This is a genomic window from Streptomyces sp. NBC_00210 (assembly GCF_045160975.1).
Classification (GTDB): Bacteria; Actinomycetota; Actinomycetes; order Streptomycetales; family Streptomycetaceae; genus Streptomyces.
The window spans coordinates 5,114,855-5,134,368 of sequence record NZ_CP108120.1; the positions used below are offsets into that span (position 1 = coordinate 5,114,855).

Genomic DNA, 19,514 nt, shown 5'->3' on the forward strand with positions numbered 1-19,514 from the left:
GTCGGGTACGACGCCCGGGGTGGGGTATCAGTCACAGCACGGCGGCGGCCGAGCGACCGCTGTACTACCCCATTTCTCCGGGCGCCGTACCTGCGCCGGTCCGTCCTCCGACACTGGGGGTGTCTGTGGTTCGTATCCGGGTCCTGGTCGTCGACGACCACCGAATCTTCGCCGAGTCGCTCGCTGCCGCCCTCGCGGCCGAGCCCGACGTCGACGTCGCGGCGGCCGGCAGCGGTCCCGCCGCGCTGCGGTGCCTGGAGCGGGCCGCCACCGAGGGGCGCAGGTTCGACGTCATGCTCGTCGACGCCGACCTCGGTGCGCAGGCGGTGCCCGGCGCCCGCCCGGTCGTCGCCCGTGCCGTGCCGGACAACGGCGAGGACGGTCTCGTCGACGGCATCTCGCTGGTCGCCGGCGTCCGTTCCGGCCAGAGCGCCGTCCGTACCGTCGTGCTCGCCGAGAAGGACGACCCGCGCCGCGCCGCACTCGCGCTGCAGGCCGGCGCCTCGGGCTGGGTCGCCAAGGACTGCTCGCTGCAACGGCTGCTCGCGGTGATACGGGGAGTGCTGCGGGACGAAACGCACCTGCCGCCCGCCCTGCTCACCGGCGTACTGCGGGAGTTGACCGCGGCCCGCAAGCACCGCACCGAGAGCGAGCGGCTGGTGGAGTCCCTCACACCGCGCGAGCGGGAGGTGCTGCGCTGTATGGTCGCGGGCCTGGGGCGCAAAGCCGTGGCCGAGCGCCTGTTCCTGTCCCCGCACACCGTCCGCACGCATATGCAGAACGTTCTGGGGAAGCTGGGCGTCCACTCCACGCTCGCCGCCGTGGCCCTCGCGCGCCGGGCCGGCGTCGGCCCGGTCGACCTAGCCGGGGATGTTGTCGAACGGGGCGGTCAACTGGCGTAGCAGGGCGGCCAGTTCCGCCCGCTGCGCCCGCGACAGCTCGGCGAGGATCGCGCGTTCCTGCGCGAGCAGCCCGGCCAGCGCCTGATCGGCGCGGTCCCGCCCCTCGGGAGTGAGGCGCACCAGCACACCCCGGCGGTCGCTGGGGTCCGGCAGCCGTTCGACGAGGTCCTTCTTGGCCAGGCGGTCGATACGGTTGGTCATGGTGCCCGAGGTGACCAGCGTCTGGGTCAGCAGCTGGCCCGGTGAGAGCTGGTACGGAGCTCCCGCGCGGCGCAGCGAGGTCAGCACGTCGAACTCCCACGGCTCCAGATTGTGTTCGGAGAACGCGAGCCGGCGGGCCCGGTCGAGGTGGCGGGCGAGCCTGGAGACACGGCTGAGCACCTCGAGCGGTTCCACGTCGAGGTCGGGGCGCTCACGGCGCCATGCTGCGACCAGTCGATCGACCTCGTCCTCCATGTCGATCAGTGTAGAGGGTCCCTCGATGTGAAGTCTCTTGACATCAAGATATATTCGGGCGCAGGCTTGGGCATGGTCGGGCCGGAACCTCGTTCCGCTTCGGCACACCGTTCCTGCAAGGGGGCTCGAACATGCATTCCGAACCAACCTGGGATCCACACCAGTACCTGCGCCATGCCGGTCACCGGACCCGGCCGTTCCTGGATCTGCTCAGCCGGATCCCCCGGCTGCCGAACGGGGAGCGGCCCGCCCGAATCGCGGACATCGGCTGCGGACCCGGAAACGTCACCGCACTCCTCGCCGACCGCTGGCCCACCGCGCACATCACCGGCTTCGACCTCTCACCCGAGATGCTCTCCATCGCCGAGAAGGAGCACGCCGGAACCACGGCGGGCGGCGGCTGGCTGGACTTCAGGCTCGCCGACGCCGCGCACTGGACACCCGACGAGCCGTACGACTTCATCGTCTCCAACGCCGCACTGCAATGGGTGCCCAATCACCCCGAGTCCTTCCCCATCTGGATCGACGGCCTCGCCCCCGGCGGCACCTTCGCCTTCCAGGTCCCCGGAAACTTCACCTCACCCAGCCACGCCATCCTCGGCGAGCTCTGCGAGACCCCGCAGTGGCGCGGCCGCCTGGGCGACCACGGACGCCGCTTCGTGCACATACTCGAGCCGGCCGACTACCTCGGCCGGCTTGTCGACCTCGGCTGCGAGACGGACGCCTGGGAGACCACGTACCTCCAACTCCTGGTCGGCGAGGACCCGGTGCTCGACTGGGTCAAGGGCACGGCCCTGCGCCCGGTCCTCACCGAACTCGCGGACGATCCCGCCGCCACGAACGAATTCCTCGGCCAGTACCGCGACCTGCTCCGCAAGGCATATCCGCCCGGCCCGCACGGCACGGTCTTCCCGTTCCGCCGGATATTTGCCGTCGCACGAAAGGGGTTCTGATGCTCGTCGCCGTCGACCATGTCCAGCCGACAGGCTGAGCGCACAGAAGCGCCCCGCCGCCGGGTGACCGGCAACGGGGCGTTCTGGGACTTCGGATCAGGTGCCGGATCAGTACAGGGAGCTGTACGTGTTCCAGCCGGTGCCGAGCTTGGCCTTGGCGTTGAATCCGCCGGTGCCGTTGGAGGTGTAGCGGTACAGCTCGCCCGCGGAGTTCGCGCCGAGCAGATCAGCCCGCCCGTTGCCGTCGAGGTCGCCGGGCACCGCCAGCTTGTTGTACGTGTTCCAGCCGGAGCCGATCAGCGACTTCGCCTTGAACGGCGCGGAAGCCACGCCCGTACCCGCGTACAGGTACAGGTTTCCGTCCGTCGCGCGGGCGAGCAGGTCGCTGCGGCCGTCGCCGTTGATGTCACCGGCGCCGACCAGCTTGTTGAAGGTGTTCCAGCCGGAGCCGACCTTGATACGGGCGGCGAACGCCGTGCCCTTGCCGTTGCCGCGGTACAGATACAGCGCACCGGAGCCGTCCCGCGCCAGCAGGTCGCCCTTGCCGTCGCCGTCGAGGTCGCCGGGGCCGGTGAGCAGGTTGTAGATGCCCCAGCCGCTGCCGATGGTCTGCGCATTGCCCGAGGTGTGACTCAGGTTGTAGAGCGTGCCGTTGTAGAGCTCCAGCAGATCACCGAAGCCGTTGCTGTCGAGCGAAGAGGTGAAGGTGAGCTTCGCCCCCTTGAAGCCGCCGATCTCGCTCGCCTGGTCACGGGCGCTCAGCAGGCCGTTGTTCATCGAGTAGTACGTGAACAGCGTGCCGTTGGTGTCCAGGCCGAGGACCTCGTCCTTGCCCCAGTGCGGATTGTTGCCCGCCCCGGAGAACTGCGCGGCCGCGTTCCAGCCCGAGCCGCCCTGGACCCGGGGAAGGAAAGCGCCCGTGCCCGTGGACTCGTACGTCCACAGCACGCCCGCCGGCGTACGGGCCACGAGGTCACCGAGACCGTCGCCGCTCGTGTCGTCGAGGCTGAAGATCTGGTTGTAGCCGTTCCAGCCGGAGCCGACCTTGACCCGGGGCTTGAACGGGGCCGCGGGGTCCGGGTTGCCCGAGTAGAAGTACAGATCGCCGCCCGGCGTACGGGCGAACAGGTCCGCGATGGCGTCGCTGTTCACGTCGTTCACACCGACGATCTGGTCGTACGCGCCCCAGCCGGAGCCGATCTTGATCCTGGCGGCCATCGGGGCGGCCGCGCCCGGCGTGCTGCGGTACAGGTACAGGTCGCCGGACGGCGTGCGCGCGAGAATGTCGCCGCTGCCGTCACCGGTCAGGTCGCCGGGCGAGAAGACCTTGTTGTACGCCTGCCAGCCCGTGCCGGACCAGAAGATGCTCGCGCCGCTGACGGAGCTCGCGTACGCGTTGAGGCGGCCGGTCGCCGACAGGGTGAAGTGGACCGGGTTCGCCTGGAGGCCTCCGACCGAGAAGAGGTCCTTGTAGGTCTCGTTGAGGTCCTGGTAGACGCCGGCGTCGAAGGGGTACTCGTACGCCCCCGCGCCGCTGTGCGGCGCCACATAGATCTTGCCGTTGACCGCGCGGTAGATAAGGTCGCTGAAGCCGTCGCCGTCGATGTCGGCGCGCGTCTTGGCGACCGGGACGTCGTCCGCCTGCGCCGCGGCGCGCTGCTCGCCGTCCTTGGACGTGGGCGCGGGAAGCGTCAGCTTCGGCTGCTGGGCGGTGGGCCTGGTCTGCTCGACCCCGTGGTGCGGCGCCGGCGTGCCGTCGGCCGCGGCCGGGACGGCGAGCAGCATGCCCGCCGAGACGGCCAGGGCCGTGCAGGCCGCGATCCGGCGGGCACGTCTGAAACGCACACCGGCAAGGCGGCCGGGTTCCACAGAAAACAAAGGTCCCCCCCTGGGGAAAATGGTGGAACCGGGTGGAAGACGTTCGCAGTTGCTCTCTTTGAGTGGCGAACCGTTCCCCGGATGAGCCCGAATTCTACAACTGAGGAATCTGGGCCGGTAGACACATCCGGGGCCGAGGGGGCATCAGTTCTTGCGGTGCCCTATCAGCCTCGGCTTCTGCTCCAGACCGTCAAGTCCATGCCATGCCAGGTTCACCAGATGGGCCGCGACCTCCGCCTTCTTCGGGCGGCGGGCGTCCACCCACCACTGGCCGGTCAGCGCCACCATGCCGACCAGCGCCTGCGCATACATCGGGGCGAGCTTCGGGTCGAAGCCGCGGGCCTTGAACTCCAGACCCAGAATGTCCTCGACCTGGGTGGCGATATCGCTGATCAGCGAGGCGAAGGTGCCCGTCGACTGGGCGACCGGCGAGTCCCGCACCAGAATGCGGAAACCGTCCGTGTACGCCTCGATGTAGTCGAGCAGCGCGAACGCCGCCTGCTCAAGGAGCTCACGCGGATGCCCCGCCGTCAGCGCCCCCGTCACCATGTCGAGCAGCTGGCGCATCTCGCGGTCGACCACGACGGCGTACAGGCCCTCCTTGCCGCCGAAGTGCTCGTACACCACCGGCTTGGAGACCCCCGCCTTCGCGGCGATCTCCTCGACGGACGTGCCCTCGAAGCCCTTCTCGGCGAACAAGGTGCGGCCGATGTCCAGCAGCTGCTCGCGGCGTTCCGCCCCGGTCATCCGGACTCTGCGCCCGCGGCGGGGCCTGTCGCTGCTGGTACTGCCTTCGATCGCCACGTTGTCAATCATGCCGCTTCCGTGGCCGCTTCCCTGCGCCGGGCTTCGATACGGGAGGCATTTGGCCAGCGGACGTCATAGGCCCAGCCCAGCTGCTCGAACCAGCGGATCAGCCGGGCGCTGGAGTCGACCTGGCCCCGCAGCACCCCGTGCCGTGCGCTGGTCGGCTCGGCGTGGTGCAGGTTGTGCCAGGACTCGCCGCAGGACAGCACCGCCAGCCACCACACGTTGCCCGAGCGGTCGCGGGACTTGAAGGGCCGCTTGCCGACCGCATGGCAGATGGAGTTGATCGACCAGGTGACGTGGTGGAGCAGGCAGACACGGACCAGCGAACCCCAGAAGAAGGCCGTGAACGCGCCCCACCAGGACATCGTGACCAGGCCGCCGACCAGGGGCGGGATCGCGAGCGAGAGGATCGTCCAGTAGATGAAGTCACGGGAGATACGGCGCAGCGCCGGGTCCTTGATCAGATCCGGTGCGTACTTGTGCTGGGGCGTGCGCTCCTCGTCGAACATCCACCCGATGTGTGCCCACCACAGGCCCTTCATCAGCGCCGGCACACTCTCGCCGAAGCGCCACGGCGAATGCGGGTCGCCCTCCGCGTCGGAGAACTTGTGGTGCTTGCGGTGGTCGGCGACCCAGCGCACCAGCGGGCCCTCCACGGCCAGCGAACCCATGACCGCGAGGGCGATGCGCAGCGGGCGCTTCGCCTTGAAGGAGCCATGGGTGAAGTACCGGTGGAAGCCGATCGTGATGCCGTGGCAGCCGATGTAGTACATCGCCACCAGCAGGCCCAGATCGAGCCAGCTCACTCCCCAGCCCCAGGCCAGCGGCACCGCCGCGAGCAGGGCGAGAAAGGGCACCGTGATGAAGAGCAGCAGGGCGATCTGCTCGATCGACCGCTTGCTGTCCCCGCTGAGCGTGGCATAGGGGAGGTCGGCCGCCGGCGCCTTCGGGACGTCGTCCAGCAGATCGGGGCTTGTCGTCATGAGGGTCCCCTGTGGGGTGAGAGGTAGAACCGAAGCCGTGCTACGGATCCGTAACCTACGGCAACGTAAGTATGGCAGCGTGCGGCCTCGCAGCAAGAGACCTGTGGAGAACGGCGGCGAACGTCGAAGGAAAGGCCACCTATCCTGGGTGTCGTCGGACAGCGCGGTCCGCAGCCTCCAGACCCCTCCAGACGTGCTCAAACACTGCAAGGAGCCGCACCTGTGAGCAGTGCCGACCAGACTCCCACCGCCAGCGCCGAACTGCGTGCCGACATCCGCCGACTGGGCGACCTGCTGGGCGAGACCCTCGTCCGGCAGGAGGGCCCCGAGCTCCTCGAGCTCGTCGAGCGGGTCAGGGCCCTGACGCGCAGCGACGGTGAGGCCGCAGCCGAGCTGCTCGGCGACACCGACCTGGAGACCGCAGCCAAGCTGGTGCGGGCCTTCTCCACCTACTTCCATCTGGCCAACGTCACCGAGCAGGTGCACCGCGGCCACGAGATGCGCGAGCGGCGGGCCGCCGAGGGCGGGCTGCTCGCCCGCACCGCGGACATGCTCAAGGACGCCGACCCCCAGCATCTGCGCGAAACCGTGAAGAACCTCAACGTGCGGCCCGTCTTCACCGCGCACCCCACCGAGGCGGCGCGGCGTTCCGTACTGAACAAGCTCCGCCGGATCGCCGAGCTGCTGGAGACCCCGGTCAGCCCCGCCGACCGGCGCCGGCACGATCTGCGGCTCGCCGAGAGCATCGACCTGATCTGGCAGACCGACGAGCTGCGGGTCGTCCGCCCCGAGCCCGCCGACGAGGCGCGCAACGCGATCTACTACCTGGACGAGCTGCACGCGAACGCCGTCGGCGACGTCCTGGAGGACCTCGCCGCCGAGCTGGAGCGGGTCGGCGTGGAACTGCCCGCAGGCACCAGGCCGCTCACCTTCGGCACCTGGATCGGCGGCGACCGCGACGGCAACCCCAATGTCACCCCCGCGGTGACCTGGGAGGTGCTGATCCTCCAGCACGAGCACGGCATCACCGACGCGCTGGATGCGGTCGACTCCCTGCGCGCACTGCTGTCCAACTCCATCCGCTACACCGGTGCGACCGAAGAGCTGCTGGCCTCCCTCCAGAGCGACCTCGAGCGCCTCCCGGAGATCAGCCCCCGCTACAAGCGGCTGAACGCGGAGGAGCCGTACCGCCTCAAGGCCACCTGCATCCGGCAGAAGCTCGTCAACACCCGCGAGCGGCTCGCCAAGGGCACGCCGCACGAGCCGGGCCGCGACTACCTCGGCACCGCCGAGCTGCTGCAGGACCTGACTTTGATCCAGACCTCGCTGCGCGCGCACCGCGGCGGGCTCTTCGCCGACGGCCGCCTGGACCGTACGATCCGTACCCTCTCCGCCTTCGGGCTGCAGCTGGCGACGATGGACGTACGCGAGCACGCGGACGCGCACCACCACGCCCTCGGGCAGCTCTTCGACCGGCTCGGCGAGGAGTCCTGGCGCTACGCGGACATGCCGCGCGACTACCGGCAGAAGCTGCTCGCCAAGGAGCTCCGCTCACGGCGGCCGCTCGCGCCGACACCCGCGCCGCTGGACGCGGCGGGCCACAAGACGCTGGGCGTCTTCCACACCGTCAAGGAAGCCTTCGAGCGGTTCGGCCCCGAGGTCATCGAGTCGTACATCATCTCGATGTGCCAGGGCGCCGACGACGTCTTCGCGGCCGCGGTGCTGGCGCGGGAGGCCGGTCTGATCGATCTGCACGCGGGCTGGGCGAAGATCGGCATCGTGCCGCTGCTGGAGACGACCGACGAGCTGCGCGCCGCGGACGTGATCCTGGACGAAATGCTGGCGGACCCCTCGTACCGCCGCCTCGTCTCCCTGCGCGGAGACGTCCAGGAAGTCATGCTCGGCTACTCGGACTCCTCGAAGTTCGGCGGCATCACCACCTCGCAGTGGGAGATCCACCGCGCTCAGCGGCGGCTGCGTGATGTCGCGCACCGGTACGGCGTACGGCTGCGGCTCTTCCACGGCCGCGGCGGCACCGTCGGCCGCGGCGGCGGCCCCTCGCACGACGCGATCCTCGCGCAGCCGTGGGGCACGCTGGAGGGCGAGATCAAGGTGACCGAGCAGGGCGAGGTCATCTCCGACAAGTATCTGATCCCCTCCCTGGCCAGGGAGAACCTGGAGCTGACGGTCGCGGCCACGCTTCAGGCGTCCGCGCTGCACACCGCCCCGCGCCAGTCGGACGAGGCACTCGCCCGCTGGGACGCGGCGATGGACACGGTCTCCGACGCGGCACACGACGCGTACCGGCGCCTGGTCGAGGACCCGGACCTGCCCGCGTACTTCTTCGCCTCCACGCCGGTGGACCAGCTCGCCGAACTCCATCTGGGCTCGCGCCCGTCCCGCCGCCCGGACAGCGGGGCCGGTCTCGACGGGCTCCGCGCCATCCCGTGGGTCTTCGGCTGGACACAGTCCCGGCAGATCGTGCCCGGCTGGTTCGGCGTCGGCTCGGGCCTCAAGGCACTGCGCGAGGCGGGCCTGGACACGGTCCTGGACGAGATGCACGAGCAGTGGCACTTCTTCCAGAACTTCATCGCGAACGTCGAGATGACCCTGGCCAAGACGGACCTGCGGATCGCGCGCCACTACATCGACACGCTCGTCCCCGAACACCTCAAGCACGTCTTCGCCACGATCGAGGCGGAGCACGCGCTGACGGTGAGCGAGGTTTTGAAGGTGACGGGCGGGGAGCGGCTGCTGAGCTCGAACCCGGCACTGCAGCAGACGTTCGGGATCCGCGACGCGTATCTGGACCCCATCTCCTACCTCCAGGTCTCGCTGCTGGCTCGCCAGCGCGGGGCGGCGGAACGGGGCGAGGAGGCGGACCCGCTGCTGGCACGGGCGCTGCTGCTGACGGTCAACGGCGTGGCGGCGGGCCTGCGCAACACGGGCTGACGCCCGCGCCGACGCACAAAAGGGTGCCCCCGCCGGAAGTCCTGAATTCCGGTGGGGGCACCCTTTGCGTCGGTTGTGTCAGTGCTGGCGGCCGGTACGGCGGCGGGCCAGCAGGTAGCCGCCGGCCGCCACCAGCGCGGCCGCTACGGAGGCCAGGACGCCGACGGGGGCGCCGTTGCCCGTCTCGGCGAGGTCGCCGCCCGGGCTGGGGGCCGACGTGGGCTTCGTGTCGGCCGGGGAGGTCGACTGGTCGTCCGCCGGGGTGGACGGCTCGTCGGACGGCTGCTCGCTCGGCTGCTCACTCGGCTCGTCGCTGGGCTTGCCGCTCGGCTCCTCGCTCGGCTCGGAGTCGTCCTCGCAGTCGGTCCAGAAGACCTTGTGCTTCGCCGCGCCGTGCTCACCGTCGAAGTTCCAGATGAGCTTGTAGTGCCCGTCGGGCAGGGTCTTGTCGTCCGTACGGCCGTGACCCTTGGCGTCCAGCGTCAGCGAACCGCTGTCCGCGAGCTTGCCCTTGGTGCCCGTGGGCGGCATCTCGACGATCTTCCAGTCGACTTCCTGAGCGCCGTCGAAGCCGAAGGCGTCGAGATAGAAGGAGCAGACGTGCGGCTCGTTCTTACGGAGTGCTTCACCGGTCTTGGCGTCGTGGATCTTCACGGTGCCGTTGTCGCCGGGAGGGGTTGCGAACGCGGAAGGCGCGGCCAGCAGCGAGAGCGCCGCTGCCGTCACCACTACGCCGGTGGACTTGAGGGTGCGCATGGGCAATCCAACGTGAGAGAGGGCGGCTGCCGTGGGGGGCGGCTCAGCGTCCTGTGAACCCGTGAGCAGGTCAAGACACGTGAGGTCGCATCCGCCCCAAGCGCCTCACCTTGTCCCAATAGTCCTGGATAACGATCAGGTGAATGTGACGTTCCGGTACGGCGTTCCGGTGCGGGAGCCAGGGGTTCAGGGAGTCCAGGGAGTCCAGGGGCCAAGGGCCCAAGGGGCTCAGAGCGCGAAGAACGCCCCGAGCAGCAGCGCACAGCCCGCCGCCGCCATCCCCCACGCCGTCCGCGTCAGTCTCAGCCCACCGCCGACGACCAGGGCCGCAAGAAGCAGCGCGCCCCCCATCGGCAGCCAGGCGTGCAGGGCACCCGCCGTGCCCGTGCGAACCACCTCGTCCGTGTCCGGCTTCACCACAACCGGAAGCTTCGCGCCCTTCTTCACGCCGACCGACTTCTCGATCGTCATGCCCTTGCGGGGCCCCGGCGAGCCCTCCGGGTCGTACGGGCCCGTGCAGGTCTTCTCGCCACAGCTCGCGACCGTGATCGTGCCGTGCTCGCGGCCCTTCGCGAGCAGAACGTGCTGTGCCGTGCCCCACGACGACCAGAAGCCGGCCACCAGGAGCAGGAGAGCGACGAGGGCCATTGCCGCGTGGCGGGCATGAGCCAGTAGGCGGTGGGGGGAACTCCGCTTCATGGGGCGCGATCCTTGGCCATGCGACCGCGCTCGGTCAAACCATGGCCCCGCCTTATCAGGAGTTATAGGTACTTTGAGCCCGCTCCAGGCCGTCAATCGCCAGACACTCCACCGCATCCGCCGCACGATCCACGAAGTACCCGAGCTCCTTGCGCTCCGCCGACGAGAAGTCCTTGAGAACGAAGTCCGCGACCTGCATCCGGCCCGGCGGACGGCCGATCCCGAAACGCACCCGGTGATAGTCCGGGCCCATCGCCTTGGTCATCGACTTCAGACCGTTGTGCCCGTTGTCGCCACCACCCAGCTTCAGCCGCAGCATGCCGTAATCGATGTCCAACTCATCATGAATCGCAACAATGTTGGCGACCGGCACCTTGTAGAAATCGCGCAACGCCGTCACCGGGCCGCCCGAAAGATTCATGTACGACATCGGCTTGGCCAGGATCACTCGCCGACTCCCCGGACCCGGCGGGCCGATCCGCCCCTCCAGCACCTGAGCCTGCGCCTTCTGCGCCCGCTTGAACGAGCCACCGATGCGCTCCGCCAGCAGGTCGGCCACCATGAACCCCACGTTGTGCCGGTTCGCGGCATAACCGGGCCCGGGATTGCCGAGGCCCACGATGAGCCAGGGAGCGTTGGCGTCGGTCGTCATCTCGCGGCGTCTCCTCGCGTACGTACAGGGAGTTCAGGGGGTCGGGGGTTCAGGGTTCAGGGAGTTCGGGGCAGGAAGCTCAAGGGAGTTCAGGGACAGGGAAACGGGGTGGCGGGCCGAAGCCCACCACCCCGTCCGCGTCAAGCAGAGCGTACGGCTCAGACCTCGGCGGTCTCTTCCGCCTCGCCCTCGGCACCCTCGGCGGCCGGCTCCTCGGCCTGCGCGGCCAGGACCTGCAGGACGACGGTGTCGTCCTCGACGGCCAGCGTCGTGCCGGACGGCAGCGGCACGTCCTTGGCGAGGATGGAGTCACCGGCCGCCAGGCCGGCGATGGAGACCGTGACGGACTCGGGGATGTGCGTGGCCTCGGCCTCGACCGGCAGAGCGTTCAGCACGTGCTCGACCAGGTACGCACCCGGGGCCAGCTCGCCCTCGGTGTGCACGGGGATCTCGACATTGACCTTCTCTCCGCGCTTCACGATGAGCAGGTCGACGTGCTCAAGGAAGCCCTTCAGCGGGTCGCGCTGGACCGACTTCGGGATGGCCAGCTCAGTGCGGCCCTCGATGTCCAGGGAGATCAGGACGTTCGACGTACGCAGGGCGAGCAGCAGCTCGTGACCCGGCAGCGTGATGTGGACCGGGTCGGAACCGTGACCGTACAGAACACCGGGAACCTTGTTCTCGCGGCGGACGCGCCGCGCCGCACCCTTGCCGAACTCGGAACGAATCCCGGCGGCGAGCTTCACCTCGGACATGTGCACTCCTCGTATTGCAGAAAAATCTGGTGGCGGTCACCCGGCCACGACAGGCCTGCTACGAAGAGCGCGTCGATAACGGACCGCCGTACATATGAGTACGGCCTCCCTCGCCGAGCAACTCTGCGAGTCTACCCGGCAGGGAGGCCGTGCCCCAAAAGGATCTCCACGCGAAGATCTACTGCTCGATCTTCTACTCGATCTACTGCTCCTCGAAGAGGCTCGTCACCGAACCGTCCTCGAAGACCTCACGCACCGCGCGCGCGATCGTCGGCGCGATCGACAGCACCGTGATCTTGTCGAGCTCCAGGTCGCCCGGATCGGGCAGCGTGTTCGTAAAGACGAACTCACTGACCTTCGAGTTCTTCAGACGGTCCGCCGCCGGGCCCGACAGCACACCATGCGTCGCCGTCACGATGACGTCCTCCGCACCGTGCGCGAACAGCGCGTCGGCAGCGGCACAGATCGTGCCACCGGTGTCGATCATGTCGTCGACCAGGACACAGACCCGGCCCTCGACATTGCCGACAACCTCGTGAACCGTGACCTGATTGGCCACATCCTTGTCACGACGCTTGTGAACGATCGCCAGCGGCGCGTCCAGCCGGTCGCACCAGCGGTCCGCGACCCGCACACGGCCGGCATCCGGAGAAACAACCGTCAGCTTCGACTTGTCGACCTTCGTCGCGACATAGTCGGCGAGAATCGGCAGCGCGAAGAGATGGTCGACCGGGCCGTCGAAGAAACCCTGGATCTGGTCCGTGTGCAGATCGACCGTGAGAATACGGTCCGCGCCCGCCGTCTTCATCAGATCGGCAACCAGACGGGCCGAAATCGGCTCACGGCCACGGTGCTTCTTGTCCTGACGCGCATAGCCGTAGAACGGAACGATCACCGTGATGCTCCGGGCGGACGCCCGCTTCAGAGCATCGATCATGATGAGCTGCTCCATGATCCACTTATTGATCGGAGCCGTGTGGCTCTGGATCAAGAAGCAGTCCGCGCCACGCGCCGACTCCTGGAAGCGGACATAGATCTCGCCATTGGCGAAGTCGAAAGCCTTCGTCGGCACGAGGCCCACACCCAGCTGGTGCGCGACCTCCTCGGCCAGCTCGGGGTGGGCGCGGCCGGAGAAGAACATCATCTTCTTCTCGCCGGTCGTCTTGATCCCGGTCACAGCACTGTCTCCTAAGAGGGGTTCTCTGGCCGCGATCTGGACGTGCGCGAACCAGCCGAATTTATGTGCACGTATCACGGTACGCCGACTTGGGCGCACCCGTTTCCGGTCAGTTTTCGCCTTCGCCCTGCTCCGCGGCCACAGCAGCCGCCTGCGCGGCCGCACTCCCAGGACGCTTACGAGCCACCCAACCCTCGATATTCCGCTGCTGGCCCCGGGCGACAGCCAGCGAACCAGCCGGCACATCCTTCGTGATGACCGAGCCCGCCGCCGTGTACGCGCCGTCCCCCACCGTGACAGGCGCCACAAACATGTTGTCCGAGCCCGTCTTGCAGTGCGAACCGATCGTGGTGTGGTGCTTGGCCTCACCGTCATAGTTCACAAACACACTCGCGGCACCGATGTTCGTGTACTCGCCGATCGTCGCATCGCCGACATACGACAGATGCGGCACCTTCGTGCCCTCGCCGATCGTCGCGTTCTTCATCTCCACATACGTACCGGCCTTGGCCTTCGCGCCAAGCCTCGTACCGGGACGGAGATACGCGTACGGACCCACCGAAGCGCCCTCGCCGATCTCGGCAGAATCCGCGACCGTGTTGTCCACGCGCGCACCGCAGCCCACGACAGTGTCCTTCAAGCGGCTGTTCGGACCGACCTGCGCATCCTCCGCGAGATGCGTCGAACCCAGCAGCTGCGTGCCCGGATGAACAATTGCATCCCGCTCGAAGGTGACAGTCACATCGACAAAGACGGAAGCCGGGTCGACGATCGTGACGCCCGCCGTCATCGCCCGCTCCAGCAACCGCCCATTGAGCAGCCGACGCGCCTCCGCCAACTGCACACGGTTGTTGATACCGAGAATCTCGCGGTGATCGGCGGCAACGGACGCACCCACCCGATGACCGGCCTCGCGCAGGATGCCCAGCACATCGGTGAGGTACTCCTCGCCCTGGCTGTTGTCCGTACGCACCTTGCCCAGCGCATCCGCGAGCAGCTGCCCGTCGAAGGCGAAAACCCCGGAGTTGATCTCCCGGACGGCGCGCTGCTCCTCCGTGGCGTCCTTGTGCTCGACGATCGCGGTGACCGCGCCCGTGACGCCGTCCCGCACGATCCGGCCGTAGCCGGTCGAGTCCGGCACCTCGGCACTCAGCACGGTGACGGCATTGCCGTCGGCGGCATGCGTCGCGGCGAGCGCGGTGAGGGTCTCGCCGGACAGCAGCGGGGTGTCGCCGCACACGACGACGACGGTGCCCTCGGGCGTCCGGCCGAGCTCTTCGAGCGCCATCCGCACGGCGTGCCCGGTGCCGTTCTGCTCGGCCTGGTAGGCGGTGCGGGTGCCGGCGTACTGCTCGGCGAGATGCGCCTTGACCTGCTCACTCGCATGGCCGACAACGACGACGAGGTGCTCGGGGTCCAGCTCGCGGGCTGCGGAGACGACATGTCCGACGAGCGAGCGCCCGCAGATCTCGTGCAGGACCTTGGGGGTCTTCGACTTCATGCGGGTGCCCTCACCCGCTGCGAGGACGACGACGGCTGCCGGGCGGTTGGCGCTCACGGGAATGCCCTTCGGCTTCGGGTGGTGGACATCCGAAGGATACCGGGGGGTTTCGGGGGTGAAATAAGGGCGGGTCCTGACCGAGGAGGTCAGGACCCGAACTGAGCTCCCGGGGAAGGAATCGAACCCTCATTCAATGGACCAAAACCATTTGTCCTGCCTTTAGACGACCCGGGATGGTTCGCCGCTTATGTCCGATTCTGTAGACCGGGCACACGTGCAGCCCCCACTATGCCGTACCACCAGCCTTCGATGCGACGGTAGAGATCGGCGCTCTGCAGAACGCGCACCACGAGGCAGCCGCGGTAATCCTCGCCCACGTTCTTGCGATGGGTCTTCGGATTGTGCTTCTTGAGCGACGTCTTGCCGAAAGCGGCAGTGTCTGCACCGGTGAGGTCTGCCCAGTAGCGTTCTGCTCCTGCCACGTTGGCGGATTCGTGGATGTGCACGTGGAAGCGCAGGCGGTCCGTACTCACGCCCAGCAGGCGGAGCCATGCCAGGTAGACCGCGATCATGTGAGGGTCGCTGTTGATGAAGGTGACCCTCTCTTCCCGACGGTGTGCTTTGGCTTTGGATCCCTCGGCCCAGTAGAGGCCGACGCCGAGCAGGAAGAGCTCCCGGTCGGACATCTTGCCGATGTCGTCCGCCGCTGCCCTCTTGGTCTGCTGGCGCTCCGTCTCGCGTCGCCGGAGGGTGGCTTCCCAGCCGCGCTTCGCGATTGCCGAGGCTTCCTCGCGCGTGCGCCGTCGCTCCGGCTTCGGCAAATCCCGTACCCACAACGAGATCGAGCTCTTCGAGCAGCCCAGCTCCACCTGTATCTGGTCGTACGTCAGGCCCTGGAGCCGCAGCTCCCTCGCCTTCGCCCGCAGGTCGTCCTTCGCGTTCGGGCGCTTCGTCCACTCCGGTGGCGGCTCGCCCTCCAGCAGCCGGTTCAGGATGTCGTTGTTGTCGATGTGGAGGCGGTCGCGGATCTGGCGGCGGCTGAGGCCTTCCCGGCGCAGGGTGATCGCCTGTTCGCGCAGGCCCTCGAAGTCGGCGTACTTGCCGAGGATCTCTGTCATGCGGTGATCGTCATCCGGAATGCGGACGTCCGTCTCGAAAGTCCGCTCGATTCACCGGATCGTGCGATCAGTGCACGTTTCGTACGTGTTCGATCGCGTTCCGTGCTGTCGAAACTCTCAGGAAATTGAGTCGCGCCCGCCCTTAGGCTGGACGACATGACCACAACGGGGGCACACCAGGACGCCACGGGCAGCCCAGCCCGTACCTGGCTGTGGTGGGGGCGGCGGCGCAGCGTCGTACTAGACGTGGGGCTCGGGCTCGTCTCTGCTTTCGAGTGCGCTCTGGAAGGTGTCGGGTTCGCGGACAAGGCCGCGCTTCCCGTGCCGTTCGGGGTTTTGTTCGGGCTGATTGTCGGGGGAGTGCTGGTACTGCGGCGGCGGTGGCCGATCGCCGTGGTGCTGGTGTCGATCGCGACCACGCCCGCGGAGATGGGCTATCTGATGGGCGTCGTCGGGCTGTATACGCTCGCCGCGTCCGACGTTCCGCGCCGGATCACCGCGACGCTCGCGGGGATGTCGCTGGCCGCGACGCTGATCGTGACGTTCGTACGGGTGCGGCAGGACGTGCAGTCCGCGGACTTCGATCCGGAGCCGGGCGCGTGGTACGTGCCGACGATGGCGGGCTTCATGTCGGTCGGGCTGACCGCGCCGCCCGTGCTGCTCGGCCTGTACGTAGGGGCCAGGCGTCGGCTGATGGAGAGTCTGCGGGACCGCGCCGACAGTCTGGAGCAGGAGCTGTCGCTGTTGGCCGACCGGGCGGAGCAGCGGGCCCAGTGGGCGCGTACGGAGGAGCGGACCCGGATCGCGCGCGAGATGCACGATGTCGTGGCGCACCGGGTGAGCCTGATGGTGGTGCATGCGGCCGCGCTGCAGGCGGTGGCTTTGAAGGATCCCCAGAAGGCTGTGAAGAACGCGGCGCTGGTGGGCGACATGGGGCGGCAGGCGCTGACCGAGCTGCGGGAGATGCTCGGGGTGCTGCGGGCGGGCGAGAACGAGCAGCGGGGGGCGGCGCCGGTGCCGCTGGCGGCGGTGGGTGCGGCTGCTGCTGCTGCGGCGGCCGCGGCCGCCGCGGACGACGGGCCTTCTCTGGCGGACATCGATGCGCTTGTCGGGCAGTCCCGGCAGGCGGGGATGGTCGTGGAGCTCGCCGTGCACGGCGAGGCGAAGGTGTATGCGCCGGAGGTGGAGCAGACCGCGTACCGCGTGGTTCAGGAGGCGCTGACGAATGTCCACAAGCATGCGGCGGGGGCGAAGGTGATGGTGCGCCTCGCGCACCGTGAGTCCGAGGTTGCGATGCAGGTGGAGAACGGCGCCCCGGACGCGAGTGGCGCGACGGCGGCCGCGGGCCTGCCGAGTGGTGGCAACGGCCTGGTCGGCATGCGGGAGCGGGTGCTGGCGCTGGGCGGGGTCTTTGTGTCGGGCCCGACGGATGCGGGCGGTTTCCGGGTCTCGGCGGTGCTGCCGGACCGGGTCGGGGCCCCGGAGCCGGCCTGAGCGAGGGGCCGGGTGCGGACCGGGTGCGGGACGTCGGTCGGGCGCAGCGACGCGCGGCCGTCGCGTACGGGCTCGGTGCCGCGTCGCTTGCCGGGTGCGGGCGGGCGCGTTCTGCTCGGCCGACCCCTGCGAGCTTGGCGCACGCCGTCCACCGTGCGGGCGCGCTCCCGCGGGCCGTCGCTCGGTGTTCTCAGTCCAGGGTCAGGCGGGCCGGCTGGATGCCCGTGACCAGGGTTGTCAGGGCGTGCTCGAGGTCCGGGCCCAGGTACCAGTCGCCCGTGTGGTCCAGGCTGTAGACGCGGCCCTCGGTGTCGATCGCCAGCACCGCCTGGCTGTCGCCCTCCTCGCCGAGCGGGGAGATCTCGGTGTCCAGCGCCCGGCCGAGGTCGGCCAGCGTGCGGGCGAGGTGGAGCCCGGCCAGCGGGTCGAAGCGCACCGGGGTGGGGGCGGTCTGGCGGCCGGGGCCGGGGGATGTGATGCGCAGGCCGCCGAATTCCGCCCACGCCTCGACGGCTGCTGGGAAGACGGTGTGCCGGTGGCCCGCTGGGGAGGCGTACGAGCGCAGCGTGTCGGCCCAGTGTTCGGCCAGCTTGATGTCCCAGCGGCCGGGCTGCCAGCCTGCCTCGCGCAGCGCGGCGTCGACCGCGACCGGGAATCGGGTGGTGCTGAGGTGGTCGCGCATCGGTGCGGGGTCAGCCGTTCTCGGGTGTGGTCGGGTCGACGGGGCGTACCCCGAAGTGGTCGAGCATCTCCGTACAGGAGCGGCAGGGTGGTGCGTAGCTGCCGTGCAGCGGGTCGCCGTCCTCGCGGATGCGGCGTGCGGTCAGTTTCGCCTGTTTGAGGGACCGCTTTGCCTCGCTGTGTGTCAGTGGCTTGCGTTGTGCCCGCTTCGAGCGCGTGGACTCCGCCGCGGTCAGATGCCGTGAGAGCAGGATCGCCTCGGGGCAGCGGCCGGTGAAGCGTTCGCGCTGGCCGCTGGTGAGGGTGTCGAGGAAGTCCTGTACGAGTGGGTGGAGTACGGGTGGCTGGTCGCCCTTGCCCGCGGTGCAGGTGAGGGTTTCGCCGCGTACCGAGAGTGCTGCGGCGACGGCGGGCAGGATGCCGTCGCGGCGGTGGTTCAGTGCGGGCGGGTGATGGGCCTCGGTGCTGCTCCAGCTGAGGCGTGGATCACCCGAGGTGCCCGACGCGCTTGGTTGCGCTGTGTGCATGGTGCTGTGGTCCCCTCCCGTGCACGCCCCCCAGTTGAGGGGACAGCCTGCCAAATGGGGCGGGTGGTGTGGAAGCTGGGGCACTGAAACGTGTCTGCGTGTCGTCGATGCTTCGGCTTTGGGTCACTCGTATGTGACTGATCGTGATCGAAGTGGAGCGTTGGTTCCCTCTATTGCCCCACCGCTTAGGCTGTCCTGAACCAGCCAGAAGCAGCAGGGGGCAACCGCCATGACGACAGGTCGGCTCGGGCAGCAGCATGCCGCGCCACCGAACGCGGCCTACGCCGGGCAGGTCGTGAATTTCCCGGACCCGGTCCGGGCTTCCCGCCACCCCAGAGGTGTGCGCGTGGACGAGCACGGCCATCCGGATTTCTCGCCGTACGCGCGCGCGGCCGCGGAGATCGCCGAACCTCCGCAGGGCTTCGGCATCGACGAGCTGCGGCTCACCGACTATGTGTCGGCGAACGCGGCGCTGCACGCCGATGGCCATGCTTTGTGGGACACGATTGCTTCGGTCGCCACTCCGCACGGCTGGACGTGGCACCACGTGCCGGGCACTCGCCGTCTTGAGCTGGTGCCGGTCGAGGTGAAGGCGCTGCTGCGGCATCACGGGGGCTTGGCGACGGCGCCGGTGGACCAGGGCAAGCGGGGCACGCGGCCGTTGCAGGAGACCCGGCCCACGCACTTCGGGCTGCCCAAGGGTGCGGTCTCGGTGACCGAGCAGCAACTGCTGGGCGTCGAGGAGGACTTGGGCTACCGGCTGCCGGGTGCGTACCGCACGTTCCTGAAGGCGGCCGGTGGCTGTGCCCCGGTCGGGGCGGCGCTCGACGCCGAGTTGGGGCTGCTGGTCGACCAGCCGTTCTTCACGGTACGGGACGAGGCCGCGGTCAATGATCTGGTGTACGTCAACAAGTGTCTGCGGGACCATCTCACCAAGGACTACTTGGGTGTTGCGTTCGTTCAGGGCGGGATCCTGGCCGTGAAGGTCAAGGGTTCGGCGACCGGCTCGGTGTGGTTCTGCGCGTACGACGACGCGCGGGACCAGGACGGGTGGAGCGTGCAGGAGCGTGTGGAGCGGCTGTTGCTGCCGTGCGGCGACGACTTCGACGGTTTTCTGCAGCGTCTTGCGGGCAGTCCGCCGGAGCTGGAGACCGTGGCGAACCTGATGGTGGACGGCGGCTTCGCGCGTGCCGTCCCGATTTCGGACGAGGGGTGACGGT

Annotated in this window: 18 protein-coding genes and 1 tRNA gene; 5 read left to right on the forward strand and 14 right to left on the reverse strand. The window is 68.8% G+C overall.

Annotated elements, in window-relative coordinates; genetic code table 11:
* Positions 1–125: 125 nt before the first annotated feature.
* Positions 126–902 (forward strand): response regulator transcription factor, encoded by a 777-nt coding sequence (locus OG729_RS23250; protein WP_360881818.1) that lies wholly within the window; start codon positions 126–128, stop codon positions 900–902.
* Here the strand turns inward: OG729_RS23250 and tamR are convergent.
* Entirely contained in the window at positions 861–1,358 is a 498-nt protein-coding gene (gene tamR / locus OG729_RS23255; protein WP_360881784.1) for a MarR family transcriptional regulator TamR, read from the reverse strand. The two genes, OG729_RS23250 and tamR, sit on opposite strands and share 42 nt — an antisense overlap.
* Before the next feature lie 131 nt (positions 1,359–1,489).
* On the opposite strand from tamR, the gene OG729_RS23260 reads away from it, so the two are divergent.
* On the forward strand, positions 1,490–2,311 hold the full coding sequence (locus OG729_RS23260) for a trans-aconitate 2-methyltransferase (protein WP_405807962.1): 822 nt from the start codon (positions 1,490–1,492) through the stop codon (positions 2,309–2,311).
* A gap of 108 nt (positions 2,312–2,419) precedes the next feature.
* On the opposite strand, the gene OG729_RS23265 is transcribed toward OG729_RS23260, so the two are convergent.
* The 3 genes from OG729_RS23265 to OG729_RS23275 form a co-directional block, all read right to left on the reverse strand.
* The gene (locus OG729_RS23265) at positions 2,420–4,156 is read right to left on the reverse strand and encodes an FG-GAP repeat domain-containing protein (RefSeq protein ID WP_405807963.1); all 1,737 of its coding nucleotides are present in this window, start codon (positions 4,154–4,156) and stop codon (positions 2,420–2,422) included.
* A 177-nt stretch (positions 4,157–4,333) separates the two neighbouring features.
* Positions 4,334–5,005: a TetR family transcriptional regulator gene (locus OG729_RS23270; protein ID WP_405807964.1), complete on the reverse strand. Its 672-nt coding sequence runs from the start codon at positions 5,003–5,005 to the stop codon at positions 4,334–4,336.
* On the reverse strand, positions 5,002–5,982 hold the full coding sequence (locus OG729_RS23275) for an acyl-CoA desaturase (RefSeq protein ID WP_405807965.1): 981 nt from the start codon (positions 5,980–5,982) through the stop codon (positions 5,002–5,004). Before OG729_RS23275 ends, OG729_RS23270 begins: the two co-directional genes overlap by 4 nt.
* 222 nt (positions 5,983–6,204) lie before the next feature.
* Between OG729_RS23275 and ppc the strand changes: the two genes are divergently transcribed.
* Positions 6,205–8,934 (forward strand): phosphoenolpyruvate carboxylase, encoded by a 2,730-nt coding sequence (gene ppc, locus OG729_RS23280; protein WP_405807966.1) that lies wholly within the window; start codon positions 6,205–6,207, stop codon positions 8,932–8,934.
* Between the two features lie 78 nt (positions 8,935–9,012).
* On the opposite strand, the gene OG729_RS23285 is transcribed toward ppc, so the two are convergent.
* The 8 genes from OG729_RS23285 to OG729_RS23320 form a co-directional block, all read right to left on the reverse strand.
* Positions 9,013–9,690 carry a PT domain-containing protein gene (locus OG729_RS23285; protein ID WP_405807967.1) on the reverse strand — a complete coding sequence of 226 codons (678 nt, stop codon included), beginning with the start codon at positions 9,688–9,690 and terminating at the stop codon, positions 9,013–9,015.
* 228 nt (positions 9,691–9,918) lie between these two features.
* A complete protein-coding gene (locus tag OG729_RS23290; protein ID WP_405807968.1) occupies positions 9,919–10,389 on the reverse strand; it encodes a hypothetical protein in 471 nt (156 codons plus the stop codon).
* A gap of 55 nt (positions 10,390–10,444) precedes the next feature.
* Positions 10,445–11,041 carry an aminoacyl-tRNA hydrolase gene (pth, locus tag OG729_RS23295; RefSeq protein ID WP_360881769.1) on the reverse strand — a complete coding sequence of 199 codons (597 nt, stop codon included), beginning with the start codon at positions 11,039–11,041 and terminating at the stop codon, positions 10,445–10,447.
* Between the two features lie 158 nt (positions 11,042–11,199).
* Positions 11,200–11,796 carry a 50S ribosomal protein L25/general stress protein Ctc gene (locus tag OG729_RS23300; RefSeq protein WP_360881767.1) on the reverse strand — a complete coding sequence of 199 codons (597 nt, stop codon included), beginning with the start codon at positions 11,794–11,796 and terminating at the stop codon, positions 11,200–11,202.
* A 202-nt stretch (positions 11,797–11,998) separates the two neighbouring features.
* The gene (locus OG729_RS23305) at positions 11,999–12,973 is read right to left on the reverse strand and encodes a ribose-phosphate diphosphokinase (RefSeq protein ID WP_360881765.1); all 975 of its coding nucleotides are present in this window, start codon (positions 12,971–12,973) and stop codon (positions 11,999–12,001) included.
* Between the two features lie 109 nt (positions 12,974–13,082).
* Complete coding sequence (gene glmU, locus OG729_RS23310; RefSeq protein WP_405807969.1) at positions 13,083–14,531, reverse strand: bifunctional UDP-N-acetylglucosamine diphosphorylase/glucosamine-1-phosphate N-acetyltransferase GlmU; 1,449 nt, start codon at positions 14,529–14,531, stop codon at positions 13,083–13,085.
* 106 nt (positions 14,532–14,637) lie between these two features.
* Positions 14,638–14,708 (reverse strand) — tRNA-Gln (locus OG729_RS23315).
* Between the two features lie 11 nt (positions 14,709–14,719).
* A complete protein-coding gene (locus tag OG729_RS23320; RefSeq protein WP_405807970.1) occupies positions 14,720–15,592 on the reverse strand; it encodes a hypothetical protein in 873 nt (290 codons plus the stop codon).
* A 156-nt stretch (positions 15,593–15,748) separates the two neighbouring features.
* Between OG729_RS23320 and OG729_RS23325 the strand changes: the two genes are divergently transcribed.
* Positions 15,749–17,086 carry a sensor histidine kinase gene (locus OG729_RS23325; protein ID WP_405807971.1) on the forward strand — a complete coding sequence of 446 codons (1,338 nt, stop codon included), beginning with the start codon at positions 15,749–15,751 and terminating at the stop codon, positions 17,084–17,086.
* 190 nt (positions 17,087–17,276) lie between these two features.
* Here the strand turns inward: OG729_RS23325 and OG729_RS23330 are convergent, their stop codons facing one another.
* A complete protein-coding gene (locus tag OG729_RS23330) occupies positions 17,277–17,768 on the reverse strand; it encodes an SUKH-3 domain-containing protein (protein WP_405807972.1) in 492 nt (163 codons plus the stop codon).
* Between the two features lie 10 nt (positions 17,769–17,778).
* Positions 17,779–18,294 carry a YwqJ-related putative deaminase gene (locus OG729_RS23335; protein WP_360881755.1) on the reverse strand — a complete coding sequence of 172 codons (516 nt, stop codon included), beginning with the start codon at positions 18,292–18,294 and terminating at the stop codon, positions 17,779–17,781.
* A gap of 229 nt (positions 18,295–18,523) precedes the next feature.
* Between OG729_RS23335 and OG729_RS23340 the strand changes: the two genes are divergently transcribed.
* Entirely contained in the window at positions 18,524–19,510 is a 987-nt protein-coding gene (locus tag OG729_RS23340) for an SMI1/KNR4 family protein (protein WP_405807973.1), read from the forward strand.
* The last annotated feature ends 4 nt before the right edge of the window (positions 19,511–19,514 follow it).

Bases quoted from the DNA above. Each gene is read 5' to 3' on its own strand.
- OG729_RS23270 (WP_405807964.1), bottom strand. From the start codon at position 5,005: ATGATTGACAACGTGGCGATCGAAGGCAGTACCAGCAGCGACAGGCCC.
- OG729_RS23340 (WP_405807973.1), top strand. From the start codon at position 18,524: ATGACGACAGGTCGGCTCGGGCAGCAGCATGCCGCGCCACCGAACGCG.
- OG729_RS23300 (WP_360881767.1), bottom strand. From the start codon at position 11,796: ATGTCCGAGGTGAAGCTCGCCGCCGGGATTCGTTCCGAGTTCGGCAAG.
- OG729_RS23260 (WP_405807962.1), top strand. From the start codon at position 1,490: ATGCATTCCGAACCAACCTGGGATCCACACCAGTACCTGCGCCATGCC.
- tamR (WP_360881784.1), bottom strand. From the start codon at position 1,358: ATGGAGGACGAGGTCGATCGACTGGTCGCAGCATGGCGCCGTGAGCGC.
- OG729_RS23325 (WP_405807971.1), top strand. From the start codon at position 15,749: ATGACCACAACGGGGGCACACCAGGACGCCACGGGCAGCCCAGCCCGT.
- OG729_RS23285 (WP_405807967.1), bottom strand. From the start codon at position 9,690: ATGCGCACCCTCAAGTCCACCGGCGTAGTGGTGACGGCAGCGGCGCTC.
- OG729_RS23330 (WP_405807972.1), bottom strand. From the start codon at position 17,768: ATGCGCGACCACCTCAGCACCACCCGATTCCCGGTCGCGGTCGACGCC.
- OG729_RS23320 (WP_405807970.1), bottom strand. From the start codon at position 15,592: ATGACAGAGATCCTCGGCAAGTACGCCGACTTCGAGGGCCTGCGCGAA.
- OG729_RS23335 (WP_360881755.1), bottom strand. From the start codon at position 18,294: ATGCACACAGCGCAACCAAGCGCGTCGGGCACCTCGGGTGATCCACGC.
- OG729_RS23275 (WP_405807965.1), bottom strand. From the start codon at position 5,982: ATGACGACAAGCCCCGATCTGCTGGACGACGTCCCGAAGGCGCCGGCG.
- pth (WP_360881769.1), bottom strand. From the start codon at position 11,041: ATGACGACCGACGCCAACGCTCCCTGGCTCATCGTGGGCCTCGGCAAT.
- OG729_RS23290 (WP_405807968.1), bottom strand. From the start codon at position 10,389: ATGAAGCGGAGTTCCCCCCACCGCCTACTGGCTCATGCCCGCCACGCG.